14 protein-coding genes and 3 pseudogenes are annotated in these 16,257 nt (G+C 62.9%); 8 read left to right on the top strand and 9 right to left on the bottom strand.

Going from position 1 to position 16,257, the window contains the following annotated elements:
- Positions 1-116: 116 nt before the first annotated feature.
- From ACR65W_RS19590 to ACR65W_RS19580, 3 genes and pseudogenes are all read right to left on the bottom strand, one after another.
- Positions 117-872: a glycosyltransferase gene (locus ACR65W_RS19590; RefSeq protein ID WP_246695851.1), complete on the bottom strand. Its 756-nt coding sequence runs from the start codon at positions 870-872 to the stop codon at positions 117-119.
- A gap of 37 nt (positions 873-909) precedes the next feature.
- On the bottom strand, positions 910-1,416 hold the full coding sequence (locus ACR65W_RS19585) for a glycosyltransferase (RefSeq protein WP_245435109.1): 507 nt from the start codon (positions 1,414-1,416) through the stop codon (positions 910-912).
- A gap of 95 nt (positions 1,417-1,511) precedes the next feature.
- Positions 1,512-1,712: pseudogene (locus ACR65W_RS19580) on the bottom strand (IS5/IS1182 family transposase); the annotation flags it as partial.
- A gap of 274 nt (positions 1,713-1,986) precedes the next feature.
- On the opposite strand from ACR65W_RS19580, the gene trpS reads away from it, so the two are divergent.
- From trpS to ACR65W_RS19550, 6 genes and pseudogenes are all read left to right on the top strand, one after another.
- Positions 1,987-3,006, top strand: coding sequence for a tryptophan--tRNA ligase (trpS, locus tag ACR65W_RS19575; RefSeq protein WP_124740587.1), 1,020 nt, complete (start codon positions 1,987-1,989; stop codon positions 3,004-3,006).
- A 274-nt stretch (positions 3,007-3,280) separates the two neighbouring features.
- Positions 3,281-3,814: a hypothetical protein gene (locus ACR65W_RS19570; protein WP_124740588.1), complete on the top strand. Its 534-nt coding sequence runs from the start codon at positions 3,281-3,283 to the stop codon at positions 3,812-3,814.
- Positions 3,815-4,069: 255 nt separating this feature from the next.
- Positions 4,070-4,480 (top strand): hypothetical protein, encoded by a 411-nt coding sequence (locus ACR65W_RS19565; protein WP_124740589.1) that lies wholly within the window; start codon positions 4,070-4,072, stop codon positions 4,478-4,480.
- 657 nt (positions 4,481-5,137) lie between these two features.
- Positions 5,138-5,599, top strand: coding sequence for an IS66-like element accessory protein TnpA (gene tnpA, locus ACR65W_RS19560; RefSeq protein ID WP_109027271.1), 462 nt, complete (start codon positions 5,138-5,140; stop codon positions 5,597-5,599).
- A gap of 26 nt (positions 5,600-5,625) precedes the next feature.
- Positions 5,626-5,952: an IS66 family insertion sequence element accessory protein TnpB gene (gene tnpB, locus ACR65W_RS19555; RefSeq protein WP_210330407.1), complete on the top strand. Its 327-nt coding sequence runs from the start codon at positions 5,626-5,628 to the stop codon at positions 5,950-5,952.
- A gap of 69 nt (positions 5,953-6,021) precedes the next feature.
- Positions 6,022-6,590, top strand: a pseudogene (locus ACR65W_RS19550) (IS66 family transposase zinc-finger binding domain-containing protein); the annotation flags it as partial.
- A 229-nt stretch (positions 6,591-6,819) separates the two neighbouring features.
- On the opposite strand, the gene ACR65W_RS19545 reads toward ACR65W_RS19550, so the two are convergent.
- Positions 6,820-7,854, bottom strand: a complete 1,035-nt coding sequence (locus ACR65W_RS19545; protein WP_434498399.1) for an IS110 family transposase — start codon at positions 7,852-7,854, stop codon at positions 6,820-6,822.
- Positions 7,855-7,932: 78 nt separating this feature from the next.
- Here ACR65W_RS19545 and tnpC point away from each other — a divergent pair.
- Positions 7,933-8,901 (top strand): annotated as a pseudogene (gene tnpC, locus ACR65W_RS19540) (IS66 family transposase); the annotation flags it as partial.
- A 9-nt stretch (positions 8,902-8,910) separates the two neighbouring features.
- Here tnpC and scpB read toward each other — a convergent pair.
- From scpB to ACR65W_RS19515, 5 genes are all read right to left on the bottom strand, one after another.
- Positions 8,911-9,576: an SMC-Scp complex subunit ScpB gene (gene scpB, locus ACR65W_RS19535; RefSeq protein ID WP_109027268.1), complete on the bottom strand. Its 666-nt coding sequence runs from the start codon at positions 9,574-9,576 to the stop codon at positions 8,911-8,913.
- A gap of 124 nt (positions 9,577-9,700) precedes the next feature.
- Complete coding sequence (locus ACR65W_RS19530; RefSeq protein WP_109027267.1) at positions 9,701-10,819, bottom strand: DUF1403 family protein; 1,119 nt, start codon at positions 10,817-10,819, stop codon at positions 9,701-9,703.
- 168 nt (positions 10,820-10,987) lie between these two features.
- Positions 10,988-12,130 carry a TniQ family protein gene (locus ACR65W_RS19525; RefSeq protein WP_434503031.1) on the bottom strand — a complete coding sequence of 381 codons (1,143 nt, stop codon included), beginning with the start codon at positions 12,128-12,130 and terminating at the stop codon, positions 10,988-10,990.
- Complete coding sequence (locus ACR65W_RS19520; protein WP_175095536.1) at positions 12,127-13,059, bottom strand: TniB family NTP-binding protein; 933 nt, start codon at positions 13,057-13,059, stop codon at positions 12,127-12,129. The genes ACR65W_RS19525 and ACR65W_RS19520 overlap by 4 nt, the downstream gene beginning before the upstream one ends.
- Complete coding sequence (locus ACR65W_RS19515; RefSeq protein WP_175095535.1) at positions 13,056-14,702, bottom strand: Mu transposase C-terminal domain-containing protein; 1,647 nt, start codon at positions 14,700-14,702, stop codon at positions 13,056-13,058. The genes ACR65W_RS19520 and ACR65W_RS19515 overlap by 4 nt, the downstream gene beginning before the upstream one ends.
- 222 nt (positions 14,703-14,924) lie before the next feature.
- Here ACR65W_RS19515 and ACR65W_RS19510 point away from each other — a divergent pair, with 222 nt between their 5' ends.
- Complete coding sequence (locus ACR65W_RS19510) at positions 14,925-16,070, top strand: tyrosine-type recombinase/integrase (protein WP_434503029.1); 1,146 nt, start codon at positions 14,925-14,927, stop codon at positions 16,068-16,070.
- Positions 16,071-16,257: the final 187 nt, after the last annotated feature.

Genomic DNA, 16,257 nt, shown 5'->3' with positions numbered 1-16,257 from the left:
GATACATGACACTGGAAACAATCGCGCCCTTGAGCGATGATCCCATCGTCGGGCTGCCCGTTGTAGCCGCCTGATCAACCCGGCTTCCCGGCGAACGTGGCGATCACGCCAACCAGCTACACCACGCCAAGGGACACGATCCAATCGGCGACCGCTTCGACCCCGTGTTCTGTGCGCATGGCTAGGGCGAAGTCTTGTGCCGTGCGCAGATAGCGGTTGTCGCAAAGCTCGGCGAGGGCGTGGGTCGCGTTGTGCAGATTATAGCTGGAGAGTTTCAACGCGAGACCGAGGCGCAGGCGCTGGACGCGTTCACCATGGTCGGGCTGGTCGCCGAAGAATGGGACGATCAATTGCGGCCTACCCGCTCGCACGGCTTGAGCGGTTGTACCGATCCCGCCGTGATGCACCACGCACAAAGCGAAGGGGAAGAGTTCGTTGTGCGGCGCGTCGCAGCAAACGAATTCGTCGGGGCCGACCGAGGACGAGAGCCTCCCGGCGTCTTTTGGCCCAGCAAGCAAGACCGCTCGACGCCCGAGGGCGCGAGCCGCGCTTATACTGATGTCATAGAAGTCGCCCGACACTTGAGGAGCGAAGGACCCCAAGGTGAAAACGATTGGTGCGCTCCCCGAGGAAAGGAAGGTTTTCAATGGCTCGCTGAGACCGCGCCTCCCCTCGTCTTGAGGTTCGTAAAAGGGAAAGCCCGGAACCTCCATATTGACTGGTCCATCCGACGGGCGCGACGCGAAATAGGGCGAATAGAGGCCAAAGAGTTGCGTTGCGCCGTTCTTCCCGCCAAAATTGAGGAAAAAGTCTTGGCGTGAGTGTGGTAGTCCCAGCTTACTTCGAAAGGCGTGGAAGCGCTTCATCCGCATGTTCACGCCGATCCGTATGAGGGAACGGACCAATTTGTTAAACGCGATCGCCGTTCGCGACCTGGGCTGAAGGATGTAGGGCGCCGGTGGGGTCAGAGACGGGGCCGCAGCCGACTGCACGTATAATGGCGCAAGGGCGACTCTCGCTCGTCGGGAGGCCGCAGGCTTCAGCGGCCAAATTTGCGCCAACGAGCAGATTATGCGTGACGATGGCGTCCACTCCTTCTGCCACGGCCAGGGTGTCGTCGTAGGTTTCAGAGAGGAAGCGAAGATAGATTTCGTCCAAGATGAAATACGGATTCTTCAACATGATCCGGAAGGCGCCGGAAAGATCGACGCCGAGCGCGCCGACAATGTCGTTCTCGTGCGGGCGCAAGCGAGCATATGCGACGCCCTCGCGCTCGATCGATCCTCGATGCATTTCGGGCGCGGCGATGACGACGTCGAGATCGCGCCGACGCATTGCGTGAGCGATGGCGATGAAGGGATATATGTCGCCGAGAGTGCCGAAGGTTACGAGCAAAACCCGCTTGCGCTGATCCATTCGCCTTTCCTAAATCAATTCGAAGCACAAACTCACACACCAGAAGTAGGAAGCGCGGCGCCGAAGGAAAGATGGCGAATCCGTCGCCGATCTTGCACGAGGACCTTGAACATCATAACGACGTCGAACGGCGGGCCCCCGCCCTGCGCGCCATCGGAATAGCCAAGCGCTGCGACGAGATCAGCGCGGAACTTCTCGAAATCGACCGCCGCCGCGAACGCTTTCAGATGATCCCCGAGCCCGCTCAGCCGTTTCAGCCGCTCGTCTACGTCGAAAAAGCCCGGCTGGCCACGCATCCATCCGCCTCCGATCCTCTCACGGCCAGAGAATCAGAAATGCTCCGATTTGGCGAGGTTCTTAGAAGCGTCAAACTTCGTTGCAGTTGTTGGACGCAAATGTTACCTTACGGATTATGACAAGCGCTCCGACGACTTCCCTGAAGTGGTGGCGCTCCTTCTAGGAGCGGCACGGACGTTTGTTCAAAGACGAACCAAGCCGCCGGTTGAGGCGGGCTCGGTTGTCACCAAAACCCCACTTCGCACTGGCGGCTCTAATCAAGACGAGACCGCCATGCCTCATTGCGAAAACTTTGCCCCAATCATCCTGACCGGCGACCGTCCGACCGGGCCTCTGCATCTAGGTCACTATGTCGGCACTCTCAAAAATCGCGTCGCGATGCAACGAAGCCACCGGCAGTTTGTGCTGATAGCTGACGCGCAAGGACTCACAGACAACGCCGACAATCCCGACCGGATTCGGCGTAACGTTATCGAGGTGTGCCTCGATTACCTCGCCGTTGGCGTTGATCCTGCCTACACGACCATCTGCCTGCAATCTTCGCTCTCCGCATTGAATGAGTTGACACTGTTTTATTTGAATTACGTCACCGTTGCCCGTTTGGAACGGAATCCGACGATCAAGGATGAAATTCGAACGCGTGGCTTTGGCCGCGATATCCCGGCCGGATTCCTATGTTATCCCGTCGCGCAAGCTGCCGACATCACGGCATTTAAGGCCACTGTTGTGCCCGTGGGCGACGACCAAGTCCCGATTATTGAACAAACCAACGAAATCGTACGGCGTATCAACCGGCAGGCCGCTCGCGAGGTCTTGCCTGAGGCAAAGGCGGTGGTGCCCAAGATTGGCCGCCTACCGGGCATCGATGGCGAGCGAAAGATGAGTAAGTCGCAAGGCAATGCCATCTACCTCTCAGCTTCCCGCGACGAGATCGGCACTGCCGTGCGCCGAATGTATACTGACCCAGGCCATTTACGCGTATCTGACCCCGGTAAAATCGAGGGCAACATCGTTTTCACCTACCTCGACGCTTTCGACCCCGACGTAGATGCCGTGGCCGATTTGAAGGCGAGCTACCGACATGGTGGCTTGGGCGATATCGCTCTAAAGCAGAGATTGGAGCAAGTGCTTGAGACTTTGATCGCGCCTATCCGCGAGCGGCGAGCTGAACTGGCCCGACGTCCGGATGATGTGATTGATGTCCTCCGGCAAGGTACAAAGACGTCACGATTCGTGACGCAGCAAACTCTTTCTGAAGTACGGGAAGCGCTGGGGCTGTTTATCTTGGCCTGATGCCGTATTTGTGCAGAAGTCAAGAATTTCGGAACAGGGATTTCGCTCGGAAAATCGCACCTTTTTGAGAGACGCGTCGGAACGCGCAAAAGCCCGCCGGAGCGGCGGACTCGAGGTTCCATATTGGCGGCTTATGCGCGAGGCGCGGAATGTCCCGCGCCTTTCAGAATCACCACGCTTCCGAAAATAAGTTCATTTTTTCCCACTTTCGCAGTCCCGCCATATTCGGCGTCGACACTCGTGAGCAAGTCAAACCACTTTTCAAAGGTGTGCCATGGCGCGGCGTGACGAATACAGCGATGGCCCTGGTCGGCTTCCCACCACGTTGATGACGCGACGGGATGGTATGCGGACTATCAATTCCAAGGCTATGGAAGAGCTTATCTGCCAGCACGTTTACGGCCAGTATCTCACCGTTCGTGTCCGCGGAGTTGTCGACGCGCTGATCCACGCTCAGGCGAAATACCAGTGCCACGTGACGGCAGAGAAGCTTAACGAAGTGGCCCGGGAGCTGATCGAGTGTAAGTCACGGCCGACGGTCCGCCGCGCGATCAAGCGTGCGGTGGATCTGGGCCTGTTCTCAGAAGAGAAGGAAGGTCGCCAGATTTATTACTACTTCGCGCCCGCGCAGTCGGCCCTCGTGCACCGGGTCCTTGCTTTGAAGGTCCTCATTCCGTCCGTTGTCGTAGCTCAGCTGAGCGACGAATTAAACCCGACGGCTGGGAGCGACCTCATCCCGGAAGGATGCTACTATAACGTCATTGAGTGGTACCCGGAGAACAAGAAGAACAACGGAGAGACGGAATGATCCTGATACGCCGCATTATCGCACTAGCCATCGCCGCCTCGGTGATGGCCATTCTGCCTTTGCAGGTGAAGACGTCTCGGGTTTCGCCTGTCGCTATTAACGTTCAATCCGCGGCGGCTGGGTACGCCAGTGGCGGCTCTAAATAAGGCAAGCGGGTTTCCATTTGCCGCTTTGCTGCCGTGGGGATGATAGAGCGTCAGGGTGGCCTCCAGAGGTTCAGCCACAGGGGCTGGGCCGCGAAACTGGAGAAGTCAAATGAATACCCTTGATTTCAAGCGCACCATTAGCGCTTTCGCCGTGGCGGCCGGTGTGGTCGCGACCGCCCCCACGCTGGTGATGGCGCAGCAGACCTCGCTTCAGCTGGAGAACGCGCCCGGCGCCCGTCCGAAGTCGTCCGTCACGGTCACCGCCAACGTTGTCAACCGGTCGCGAACCGACTCGACCGGCGGCACTGTTGTGTTCGACAACGAGTACTCCCAGTGCACCGTAACTTTCGGCCCGATCCGCGCCCTCGGTGGATCGGCTTCCGGTAGCTGCGTTCTGGACGGCTATGCGCTGATGGCGAAGTCGCAGTTTAATGCCGCCAACGGCACGCACTGGGTCGGCTGGGCCGGTAACGGTCAGGCGTTCAGCGTTATCGACATCAACCTAAACGACGCAAAGTAACATCGAGGCCACGGCTTAGGCTGTGGGAATTATGGCCGCCGAGGTGGGATACTCCTCGGCGGTTTTTTGCATCCTTGGGGTCGTTTGCGGCAACGTCGGCATCGGTCCCGCCGCTTCTGCCGAAAAGCTGGACGTGAACGGCGTGGTAATGGTGGCAGGCACCGGCAGCCTTCTTTGGCACCCCCGCGTGTTCCTGTGTTCTGGTTCCGGCGCAGGCTCCGACTCCTACTTAACGCCAGGGTCGTGCTTAGGGTTCACACATTGGCCGGTGGAGGTTTCTCCCGGCGCATAACGAGCTCCTGTCGACACACTTGGTCGACGCGACTCGAACTCAACTTGCAGAGATTCTTGCCGACGCGCCCTCGCTACGCCCTTTGACGTCGCGGGTGCCCGCTGGAAAGCGGTAAACCAGGTCGTCACCATCAAGAGCGCGGGACAGGCACCGTCAGCTTGCAGGCATTGCTGGCGCGCTATGGCGTTACTCAGACGCGACGAATGCGCATCGGCTCGGATCGATGGAGTTCACCGGCCATATCGTCGAACTCGGTGTCGAGTTCTAACTCTCCGATGTCTCCATCATCGTAAGCGCTGTTTTGACCGCACCTTTTCTGGGGCTAGGGACGGGGCGATATTCGGAGCGTTGAGGAGCTCCGACACATGTCGATTTTAGAGCATAAGCACGTGTCGGAGATTGAGGCGGCTCCGCCACGACGTGTCGAGATTTTTACTGGGGCCGGTCGCCGCCGCACGTGGACGGCGGAAGAAAAGGCGTCGATCGTTGCGGAGAGTTATGAGGAAGGCGTCCACGCCTGCCAAGTTGCTCGCCGACATGGTTTGACGCCACAGCAATTGTTCACGTGGCGGCGCGCGGCGCGGGAAAGTTTGAAGGCTGTTGACGCCGAAACTCCCTCAGCATTTGTTCCTGCGGTTGTTGAAGCGACAGCTGTGAAAGCAACGCCTGCCGAGCCGGCCGACGCCCAAGCGGCCTCTGTTCGGCCGCCGATTATCGAACTTGAGATCGGCGGTTCGCGCGTATGGATATGGCGCGGGGCGGAGGCGGCGCTGGTGACCGCGATCGTCGGCGCGTTGAAGGACGATAAAAGATCGGACTGCGCGTGATCGGCCCGACGGGCGCGGTCCGCGTCATGGTGGCGACGAAGCCCGTCGACTTCCGTAAGGGCGCGGAGGGTCTCGCGGCGCTGGTGCGCGAGACGATGCAGGCCAATCCCTTCGACGGCGCGATTTACGTTTTCCGCGCCAAGCGCGCGGATCGGATTAAACTCGTGTTCTGGGACGGCACGGGCGTATGCCTCTTCGCCAAGCGACTGGAGGACGGCGAGTTCCGCTGGCCCAAGATCGATGACGGCGTCATGCGATTGTCGGCGGCGCAATTGTCGGCGCTGCTCGAAGGACTCGATTGGCGGCGCGTGCGCGCGGCGAAAGAGACGCCGGCCCCCGCGTTGCCGGGATGAGCTGCGACACAGTGAATCAGGGCCTCGAAGAGCGTCGAAAGACGGCAGAAAATATGGTGTTCTGCGGCTATGGCGCAGGCGATCGAGAGGCTTCCCGACGATCCGAACGAACTGAAGGCGATGCTTCTCGCCGAGCGCGCGCGGGCAACGAGCGCCTGGTTCAGATCATCAAGGAGATGCAGCGCCATCGCTTCGGGCGGCGCGCCGAGACGCTTCCCGAAGACCAGATGCTGCTCGCGCTTGAAGAGGTCGACCAGACGGAAGCCGGCGCGGCGGCGGCGGCGGAAGCCAAATCCGCCGCCGAACGTGAGAAGGCGGCCAGAAAGCGCCGCACGAACCGTGGCGCGCTGCCTGCCCATCTGCCGCGCATCGAGACCATCGTCGACATCGACGAGAAGGCCTGTCCCTGCTGCAAGGGCGCGCTTCACCGGATCGGCGAGGATGTCTCCGAGCGGCTCGACATTGTGCCGGCGCAGTTCCGGGTGCTGGTGACTCGGCGTCCCAAATACGCCTGTCGCGCCTGCGAGGGCGCGGTCGTGCAGGCGCCGGCCCCGGCGCGGCTGATCGAAGGCGGACTGCCGACCGAGGCGACCGTCGCCCACGTGCTCGTTTCCAAATATGCAGATCACCTTCCGCTTCTGTGATCGGGCCCTTGCAGTCAAGTCAGAATAAGCCACGAGCAGGGCCATGCTTCTGTCCGTGGTCGGCGGAGCCGCCACATGATGCGAATAAGGAGGTGGACGGCACAATCTCTATCCCGTGCTCGAGGCGACTGCGGCAGATGCGGGCTCGACCAACCTTCGTCCCTGCTCGGGACATTCATCGTCTGCTTAACAAGGACAGTTCGATGTCAGGCGGACAATTCGTTCAAGCTGCGGCGCTCTTTTCGGCGGCCCACTGGAAGGGCGTCTGTGTTTTCCACATGCTGTGAAGGATGACGCTTAGCTTACGCGCTACCGCGACGCGAGCCTTCTTCATGCCGCTTCGGCGCGCTACGCGCAGCCCCCAGTTCTTCAGAGCCGACCATTTTGTGACCCGGCCCAGCAAAGTCGTTGCAGCTTCATAGAGGGCTGTGCGAACAGACGCGTCGCCGGCCTTCGTAATATGCCCCATTCGATCGGTCTGGCCGGACTGATATCGGCTTGGCGTCAATCCCAACCAGGGACCAACATCTCTCGAATGCCGGAACCGATCAGGATTATCGAGGGCATTCTTGAATGTCAGCGCTACGATCGCGCCGACGCCAGGGGCGGTCATCAACGTCTGCACGGCCGGGTCAGAGCGAGCCAAATCAAGAAGCTTTTTGTCCAACATTCTTAGCTCCTGCAGCAAGACGTCGCGGATCTTAAGCATGCATTCGACGAGGGCCTCGAGCGCCTCTATGCCGGCAGCCAATTCGCGTGCTCGAGTTGGCCAGGTCCGCCGCGAAACAATCCCGACCTTCAGCCCGAAATTGCGAAGATTCGCTCGCATCGAATTTTCGATGCCCGTTACTTTGTCCACGATAAATTGACGGCCATTCAGAAGAGCTCGTGCCTCTTGTGCGCTGGCCGTCTTGACGTGCACCGACTTGAACCAGCCGAGACGGATCAGCTGTGCAATGCCTCTCGCGTCATTGCGATCTGTCTTGACGCGCATGGCCGAAAACGCAGATCGGACGTGGCGCGCTTCCATTACGGTAACACGAAAACCCTGCTTTTCGAGCCCCGCGTGAAGCCACTGCGAAAGTCCCCCCGTCTCTAACCCGATATGCTCGATCTTGCGGCCCTTATGTCGGATGAAGCGACCAATCTCCTCCGGCTCGCTGGCTACTTGCCCTTCCTTTATGATGACGCCACGTTCGTCGATCACGCAAATGCTCGAATTATCAAGCGAGACGTCGATTCCAGCAAAGAATTGCATGATGTTGCGCTCCGGATGTTGGTGAACCGAATGGATATCAGCACTCGGTTTGGGAGAGGCCAAGCCCGATCACGGCATCTCTATCGGCAGGCCCAGATCTACGCCCGGCAGGGCATCGCGCTCGACCGTTCGACGCTCGCCGACTGGGTTGGACGCGCCGCCTGGCATTTGCGGCCCGTGCATGAGCGACTTCTGGAACACATAAGATTGTCGACGAAAATCTTCGCCGACGAGACAAAGGCGCCGGTGCTCGACCCCGGACGGGGGCGCACCAAGACCGGCCAGCTCTGGGCTTATGCGCGCGACGACCGGCCTTTCGGCGGCGCAGATCCGCCGATCGCCGTCTATGTCTATGCGCAAAACCGAAAATCCGAGCAGCCGCTCACGCATCTTGCCGGCTTCACGGGCGTCGTGCAGGTTGACGGTTACGCCGGCTATCGTGCGCTGGCGCAGAAGAACAGCGTGTCGCTCGCCTTCTGCTGGTCGCATGTCCGCAGGCGATTTTACGAACTCGCCGCCGCCGGCCCTGCGCCGATCGCCAGCGAGGCGCTCGAGCGCATCGGCGCGCTCTACGCGGTCGAGAGCAATATCCGGGGTCAGAACCCGGATGACCGGCGCGCGGCGCGACAGGAAAAATCCCGCCCCATCCTCGACGCCCTCGAGCCATGGCTGCGTGAAAAGCTCACGCTGATCAGCCAGAAGACCAAGCTCGCCGAGGCGATCCGCTACGCGCTCTCGCGCTGGGACGGCCTAACGCGCTTCGTCGACGACGGGCGCATCGAGATCGACTCCAACATCGTCGAGCGCGCCATCCGCCCCATTGCCCTTAATAGGAAGAACGCTCTCTTCGCGGGTTCCGATGGCGGGGCTGAGAACTGGGCGATCGTCGCATCGCTTATCGAGACCTGCAAGATCAACGGCGTCGATCCGCAAGCCTATATGACCGACGTCCTCACGAAGATCGTCGACGGCCATCTCGCCAGCAAACTCGACGAACTCATGCCCTGGGCCTACGCGCAGCCGGTCGCACTCAAAGACGTGGCCTGAAAACAGCGGTTACCCATCATCGGCGGACAGACCTAAAGCGCCGTCGAGATCGGCCTCCGGTTGCGGCCTCTCCAAAAGCCCTTCGTCTTCGAGCCGTTCGATATCGGGAAGCTCGCGCAATGTCGCGAGTCCGAAGACCTCCAGGAATTTCTTGGTCGTCACATAGGCGAACGGCGCGCCGGGCCGAGGCGCGCGCAAGGCGCCGTCGATCAGGCCATGGCGCTTGAGCGCGCCGATGACGTCGCGGCTGATCTCTTTGCCGGCGACCGACGAGAGTTCGGCGCGGGTGGCGGGTTGCAGATAGGCGATCGCGGTCACCGCCAAAATCTCGGTCGGCGTCAATTCGGGCGCGCCCGCAATGCGCAGATCGCCGCCGGCCGCCGCGCGGATCGCCGGCGCGAAACGCGGCCTGGTGCGCAGCTGATAGCCGCCGGCGACAAAGACGAGTTCATAGGGTCTCGCGCGTAAATCGTCGCGGATGTCGGCGATCAGGTCGTCGAGATTGCAGGTCGCGCCAACCAGCCTGGCGAGCGTCTCGCGCGATACCGGGGTCCGCGCGGCGAAAATCACCGCTTCGACGCGCCCCATCCACTCGCGCCAGCGCACGGCTTCCGGCAACTCCATAAGCGCGGGATCGAATGACTCGTGCAGCTCGCTTTTTTGGGGGCGGCCCATGTTTGCGCCTCACATTGGTTCTTGCCGCGTTTGCTTCATCAAAGCCGCTTGCTCTTTGCTCGACAACGCATTTTTAAAACGTGTTTCCCGCGCCGAACCGGCGTCCACTTCGACTGGAAACGCTTCAGAGCCCATAAAGCCGGAAGCTCGCGCGCCCCGAGAGCTCTCGCACGGCGCGAAGTTCAATGAGCCGATCAAACAGACGCCGCGCGCCGCGGTCGGAGAGCCTTGCCGTTTTCGCCGCGCGCGCCGGCGTCACGCAATCATCGGCGAGCAGCATCTCGATGACCGGCGCCGCGCTCTTGGCCCGCAATTTCGGCGCGGCGTCGAGAAGTTTTTGCGTTTGGCGCGACAAGGCGCCAGCGACATCGATCGCCTCACCCGCCGCAAGCGCGTAGGCGCCGGCGAGCGCGGTCGACCAGTCGCTGTCGCGTGGACGCGCTCGACGGCCGTTTTGACCGCGGCGCAATGCGGGATGCGCGACCACCGTGGCCAGCAGCGGAATTGGCGCCTTCCAGCCGAGTTTTTGCGCCAGCGCGACATCGGCGAGCCAGAGGACAAAGATTTCCGCATCGATTGCAGGGACGGCCGCGAGACAATGCATCGCCGCTTCGCTCACGCGCGCGGCCGCGGCGAGCGGCTCGTCGGCCTTTATCATGGCGTCACGCAACGCGCCGGCGAGACCCTGCGCGTCCATGGCGCTCGGCGCCCCAACATGTTCAGCGGCGATCGCCAATGTCGCTGCGTCAAATTTCACGGAGCGCGACGCAAACAGCCGAAATAGGCGATGCAGGCGGCCGGCCGGGCTGGTCTCGCCGCCGCAGCCGGTGAGATGCTCGGCGTCGCGGAGCGCCGCTTCGTCCTCGCGCAGCCGCGCGAGACGCGCGCAGGCCGCGGCGGCTGTGAGCGCCAGGCGCTGGCGCAGCGCGCCCGAAAAAACCGGCTCGACGCCGAAGTTTTTGCCGGCATTAGAAACATCGACGGAGTCTCTGCCGGCGCTCGAAACATCGGCGCCGGCGCGCAAAATCTGATCGAGATGGGCGATCCCGGCGCCGGCGAGAAACATCGCGTTTCTGACGCCGCCGGCGCCGCCGTTGAGCCTCGCCCAACGCGGAAGCGGCTGGATTTCCGGAAGATTTGGGGGGCGCGACGGGTTTAGAGGACGGCTTCGCACGACGCGCCGCGGGCGCGCCATCGGCGCGGGTTCAAGGCTCAACGGGTGGGGCGAATCGCTTTCCAACATGCGCGGAATCGTAGGCGCGGAACGGGTCCAGCGGCAAGCCACGGCGGCGCTTTATCGTTAAATTTAGCGCCATATCCGCCCTGCTTGTCGGCTCTCCCACATGTCCGATAATGTGGGCTTATCGGACACGATTCGATCGCCGCAGAGTTCCGGGCGTGTCGCTCGCTTTTAATCGCTGGACAGCGTTCCGAGGCGTCGGATTTTTCGCCTCCGTTCACCCTCTATTCCTGGACGCTCACCCTTAATCGCTGGACGGCGCGCCCCGCCCGGAGAGAGCGCTTCGCGCATGAGGCGGCCCAGGAGCCGCTCGCGCGCGGTTGCGGCGCTCGGCCGGCTCCGCCATTCGGGACTTGCCAGAATGTTCTCGGCCAGCGACGCATAGGCGCTCGCGGAGCGCGTCGAAATGGCGGTCCGAGACGCCAATTGCGCGGGCCGAGACCGCGTCCACGTCTTCAATTGCTCGATCTCAAATCGCGGAGCTCCGAAAACGTCGCGCGCGCCGGCGCGATCAAGGAGCTGCGCCACGGCGATCCAGGTCGTAAGGCGCCAGTCGCGCGACGCGCTTGAAAGCGGCGCCTTACAGTCCCGCGGCGCGCCGCCGAGGGCTGGCGTCTCCTCGAGGAGACAAAAAATGACCGGCCGCGGCGGCATTCCGGGACGCAGAAGCGACCACAGCAAGCACGCCGTCGCCATGACGGCTTCGTCCGGCTCCCGGGCGCCAAGCGCGCCGAAGATCGCCGTCGCTTGAGGCGACGGCTCGCGTCTCTCGATCGCGGCCCGACCGATGACAGCGCCGCAACGCCGACAGACAAGCCGCGCCTGGCCCACATGGAACGCCAACCGCAGCCCCTCCCCTGCCCCGCAATACTGGCAGGCTTCGACGAGAAGGCGGTCGTGACGCTCGCAAAGCAGCGCCTCGATCTGCAGCCAGCGCCGCCGAAAATATTGATCGCGGCCGGCCGCCGCATCCTCTTCGAGACAAGCCGGACAAAACGCGTAGCCGACAAAGACGCCGCCCGCTTCACGCGCCCAGACATGGCGGTCGAGCATGCGCCCGGATCGGCGCAAAGCGAGATCGTCAATGCGCGCCGGATTGAGCCGACAGGCCCGCGACCAGGCCGCCAAGACCTCCGCCGCCGGCGCATAGTCGGCCGCCGCGAAGCCGCCCGGCGCGGCGTGCTGAGGCGCGAGGCCAATCCAACGCCCGAGCGCCTCGCGAGTCATCCCGTAGTGGCACGCGACCCGTCCCTGCCAGGACGACAAGAGCTCGTCGGCATGGGGACGCGGCGCGATCGAAAGGCACCGACTCATCGGCCCGCCGACCGCATCAGGCGCGTCTCGATATTCCGCGTCATCGCCACCAGCGGCAGAACGAGGTCGGGAGCGTCGAAGCTTTGCGCCGTGATCCGTTCCTCGCCCGAACGGATCGCTTCGATCGCCAGGCTCTCGACAAGTCGGAAAATGCGCACTGTGACGCCATCGGTCATGTCGAGAACCCGCCGCCTGGCTTCGGCGGTGTGCAGCATCGACGGCCGGCGCAGCGGCAGCAGGCCGGCGAGACTGATCAGAAGCTCCGCCAAATGCCGGTCATTCCGCCAGCGATCGAGATGAAACGCCTCGAAGCGCTCGGCAAGCTGCGGGTCGGTCAACAGCGCCTGACGGGCGAGGTCGGTTCCGGCGCAGACGAGCGGCGCCCGCAGATCATTCGCCAGAAAACGAATGGCGTTCAGGAAAATCCGCTGCTGCCGAAACGTGCCGGCAAGCATGGCGTGAACCTCGTCGATGATCAGTAGGCGGACGCCGAGAGTCTTGAGCAGCCCGCGGCAGGTTTCTTTCAGCCGGTGCGTCGTCGCCTCGACCGGAGTCGGCGCCTGGAGCGTGCTCAAGAGTTCGCCGTAGACGTCGCGCTCTATCGGCTCCGCCGGCATTTGCATCGCCGCCACGGGCGTCGCCGTCACGCCAATCTTGCCATCGAAACGCGGCGGATGCGCCCGCAGGAATTTGCGGATGATCTTGGTCTTTCCCATGCCGGTGTCGCCATAGATCAGTAGGCAAGGCATGCGATCGCGCGGCGGATAGGTCAGCAAATCCTCGAGCCGCGCGAGCACGGCCTTCGCCTGGGCCGTCTCGATCCAGCGATCCGACCTGATCCATGCGATCCGCTCGGCGTCGGAGAGCGCCGCCTTCGTGCGATAGGCTGGTAGAATGTGGGCGTAATCGCCCTCCCCGATCGCGCTCATGACCATTCCTCCATCGCCAGCGGCAGGACGTCGTCAAAATTATCCGCATCGGGGTTGGCGCTTGCCCCGGTCGCCGACGCCGCCGCCTGTCCCGAAGCCGCCAAAGCGCGCGCCCGACGTTCGGCTTGACGACGCGCCGACCGCGTGGCCGCTGACGCCGAAGCGACAAGCGCGCGTTGTTGTTCGACCGTTTCGAAAATCAGCTGCTCGTCGACAAGCGCTTGGCCACGCGCTTTCAGCGCGCCTTGCGCCAGTTTCAGTTCCGCCAGCGTAATCCGTGGTCGGCTCAGATTGGCGGTGCGCACCGGCCAATGGCCGCCGTCAGGATCCTCGACGAAGACTGTCGAGAGATCGCGCGGATCGTATTTGACCCTGAGCCGTCGGCGCAGGCGCCCCGCCCAGGGACTGAGAACGTCATCCCAATAGCGCAGATCAAACAGTCGCACGCCGTCGCGCCGAATGAGGCGTTCCTCGAAGGGAAGAAAGTCGAGGAGGAAGCCGGCCGGATCGGCGGGATGCGCGATCGGCGCCGGCCGCGCCGCCAGCATTTCCCGCCATGCCGCGCGAGGCGGCAGTTTCAACGCGCCATGCACGCTGCCGTGATAGCGGATCACTTCCAACGCCAGCCAGCGCTCCAGCTCGTCGAGCGTCATGGTCGCGTGTTTGGCGGCGTCGTAGTCGCCGAGATCCGCGACATTCGAAAATGTCGTGCCGGGCAGCAGATGGACGGCGCTCATCATCGTGCCGATCAGCCGCTCGATATGTCCGCCATAATGCGGACGCGCGACCGGTCGGTGAATCAGCCGCACGCCATGCTCGTCGCAGCCGCGCGTCAAGGCGCGCGCTCGGAATTCCTTGGCGTTGTCGAGATGGATCGCCTCGGGGAGGCCAGAAACCGGCCATTCCGCGGGGATTTCCCGCGCCGCGAGCCAGGACGCCTTCGGAAACGTCATGTGCTGGATCGCCAACGCGACCGATGTCGACGACGGCGCTTCGAGCGAAACATAAAATCCCGTCACCATACGACTCGCCACATCGATCGCCAGCGTCAGCCATGGCCGTTGAATCGGCTGGCGATGCACGGCGTCGACGACAAAGACGTCGATCTTGGTGTGGTCGATTTGAACGATTTCAAGCGCGTGGTTTGCATGATATTCGCCGACCACCGGCGAAAAACGGGCGCGGGCCGCCGCCGCCCCCTCCCGGTCGCGCAGCAAAAGGCGTTCGTCGGCGCGCGCCACCCGCGCCTTGATCGCATTCCAGGAGGGAACAGGCGCGCCTTTCGCCTGGCACAACTGTCGTAAATGCCGTCGCAGCGCGTTCACGCTCGGCTTTTGGCGCGTGCGGTAGAATTGCAAAATCGCCTCGCCGATCAAGGCGTCCTGCTCCGGCGTCAGCCGGCGCGACCCCTCCCGCGGACCGCGTCGCGCGGGGAGCAGCGAACTGGTGACGGGCGCTTCGCGGAACTGCTCGATCAGCGCATAGAGTCGCGCCCGTCGGACCCCGAGCTTCCTGCAGGCGTCAGCAATGACGCCGGCTTTCAGCGTTCCGGCGGCGATCAGCGGGCGGATCGTTTCCGCACGCGCCATCGCGATGCGCCAAAGCGCGTCATCAGCGCCGAGCTTGTCGATCCGCTTCGCCACGCCGTCCACCTATTGAGGGTGAAAAATTCCAGCGAATAAGGCAGAATCCACGCAATAACGCTCAGGCCGATTCGGGGCATTTCAATGGCTTGGCGTCCAACAAATTGTGCAAAACGACAGGGCGATCGAGCCCGAAATCGGCCGCCTGGAGCCTGCCGAGGCGTCGGATTTTCGCGCCGAAGAGCGAGGCGAGCCCCCAGACGGGCGCAAACGGAGGACGAGATGGCCGATCCGGAAGACGAAAAAGGCGGTCCGCCGCTCGCCGCGCCCGCCCCCTCCCCGCCGCATCTCGCCGCGCTCTCGGAAAAAGCCCGCGATTACGCCCGCGCCGCGCGCTCGCAAAACACCCAGCGCGCCTATGACGCCGACTGGCGGCAGTTCGCCGCCTGGCTGCGCCGCCAGGGTCTTGATCCCCTGCCCCCGAATCCGCAGACCGTCGGCCTTTATCTCGCCGCCTGTATGGAGGGCGAAGTCTCTTCCGGCGCGCGAAACATCGGCGGAATCTCTGCCGGCGCCCGAAACATCGGCGGAATCTCTGCCGGCGCCCGAAACATCGGCGCCGGAGGCCGCGCGCCGGTTTCGGTCGCCTCGCTCGAGCGCCGGCTTTCAGGGATTTGCTGGCGCTACCGCCAGCTCGGCGAACCGCTCGACACGTCAGATCGGCATATTTCGACCGTGCTCGCCGGCATTCGCCCCCGCCATGGCCGGCCGCCAGCCCCGAAAGAGGCGATCTTCGCCGACGAGCTCATCGCCATGCTGGCGACGCTCGACATGGACCTGCGCGGCCTGCGCGACCGCGCCATTTTGGCGATCGGCTTTTCCGGCGGCCTTCGTCGCTCCGAGATTGTCGGCCTCGATTGCGGTCCGGATCAGAGCGAGGATGGAACTGGCTGGATCGAGATTTTTCCGCCCGGCGGGCCTGGCAATGAAGGCGGCGCCCTCCTCCAGATCTTCGGGAAAACCGGCTGGCGCGAGGTCGAAGTCGGCCGCGGCTCGCGTCCCGAAACCTGCCCCGTCGCCCTACTCGAGACCTGGATGCGTCTCGGCCGGATCAATCACGGGCCGCTGTTTCGTCCGATTGCGCGCAAGAACGGCGGCGTCTCCTCTGAGCGATTGACCGACAAACATGTCGCGCGGCTGGTGCAGAAAACCGCGCTCGCCGCCGGCATTCGCGGCGATCTGACCGAAGGCGAAAGACGCCTTGCCTTCGGCGGCCATTCGCTACGCGCCGGACTCGCCTCCTCGGCGCAAATCGAAGAGGCGCATGTGCAAAAGCACCTCGGCCACGCCAGCCCCGAAATGACTCGCCGCTATCAGCGCAAACGCGATCGTTTCAGGGTCAATCTCACCAAGGCGGCGGGACTGTAGCTGGCGGCGGACGCCGCCGGTCCCTCACTTGCGGCGCGCAACTGACGTGACCGCCTCGGCGCCAACGCCACGAAAGCGCGGTTTTGCTGTCGATCGACAAAATTTGAGTCTCTATTCGACGCACGCGCCTTGCGAAGATACCCCTTTGGGGTATATTGCGCCGATGAAAAGCGCGTCGCTGATGACC

This window comes from Methylocystis sp., assembly GCF_051062815.1.
Classification (GTDB): domain Bacteria; phylum Pseudomonadota; class Alphaproteobacteria; order Rhizobiales; family Beijerinckiaceae; genus Methylocystis.
The sequence above is the reverse complement of the archived record's forward strand: the minus strand, read 5'-3'. Positions and strand labels throughout refer to the sequence as shown.

Excerpts from the sequence above, each read along its gene's own strand:
- ACR65W_RS19590 (WP_246695851.1), bottom strand. The coding sequence starts at position 872 with ATGCGGATGAAGCGCTTCCACGCCTTTCGAAGTAAGCTGGGACTACCA.
- ACR65W_RS19585 (WP_245435109.1), bottom strand. The coding sequence starts at position 1,416 with ATGGATCAGCGCAAGCGGGTTTTGCTCGTAACCTTCGGCACTCTCGGC.
- trpS (WP_124740587.1), top strand. The coding sequence starts at position 1,987 with ATGCCTCATTGCGAAAACTTTGCCCCAATCATCCTGACCGGCGACCGT.
- ACR65W_RS19570 (WP_124740588.1), top strand. The coding sequence starts at position 3,281 with ATGGCGCGGCGTGACGAATACAGCGATGGCCCTGGTCGGCTTCCCACC.
- ACR65W_RS19565 (WP_124740589.1), top strand. The coding sequence starts at position 4,070 with ATGAATACCCTTGATTTCAAGCGCACCATTAGCGCTTTCGCCGTGGCG.
- tnpA (WP_109027271.1), top strand. The coding sequence starts at position 5,138 with ATGTCGATTTTAGAGCATAAGCACGTGTCGGAGATTGAGGCGGCTCCG.
- tnpB (WP_210330407.1), top strand. The coding sequence starts at position 5,626 with ATGGTGGCGACGAAGCCCGTCGACTTCCGTAAGGGCGCGGAGGGTCTC.
- ACR65W_RS19545 (WP_434498399.1), bottom strand. The coding sequence starts at position 7,854 with ATGCAATTCTTTGCTGGAATCGACGTCTCGCTTGATAATTCGAGCATT.
- scpB (WP_109027268.1), bottom strand. The coding sequence starts at position 9,576 with ATGGGCCGCCCCCAAAAAAGCGAGCTGCACGAGTCATTCGATCCCGCG.
- ACR65W_RS19530 (WP_109027267.1), bottom strand. The coding sequence starts at position 10,819 with ATGTTGGAAAGCGATTCGCCCCACCCGTTGAGCCTTGAACCCGCGCCG.
- ACR65W_RS19525 (WP_434503031.1), bottom strand. The coding sequence starts at position 12,130 with ATGAGTCGGTGCCTTTCGATCGCGCCGCGTCCCCATGCCGACGAGCTC.
- ACR65W_RS19520 (WP_175095536.1), bottom strand. The coding sequence starts at position 13,059 with ATGAGCGCGATCGGGGAGGGCGATTACGCCCACATTCTACCAGCCTAT.
- ACR65W_RS19510 (WP_434503029.1), top strand. The coding sequence starts at position 14,925 with ATGGCCGATCCGGAAGACGAAAAAGGCGGTCCGCCGCTCGCCGCGCCC.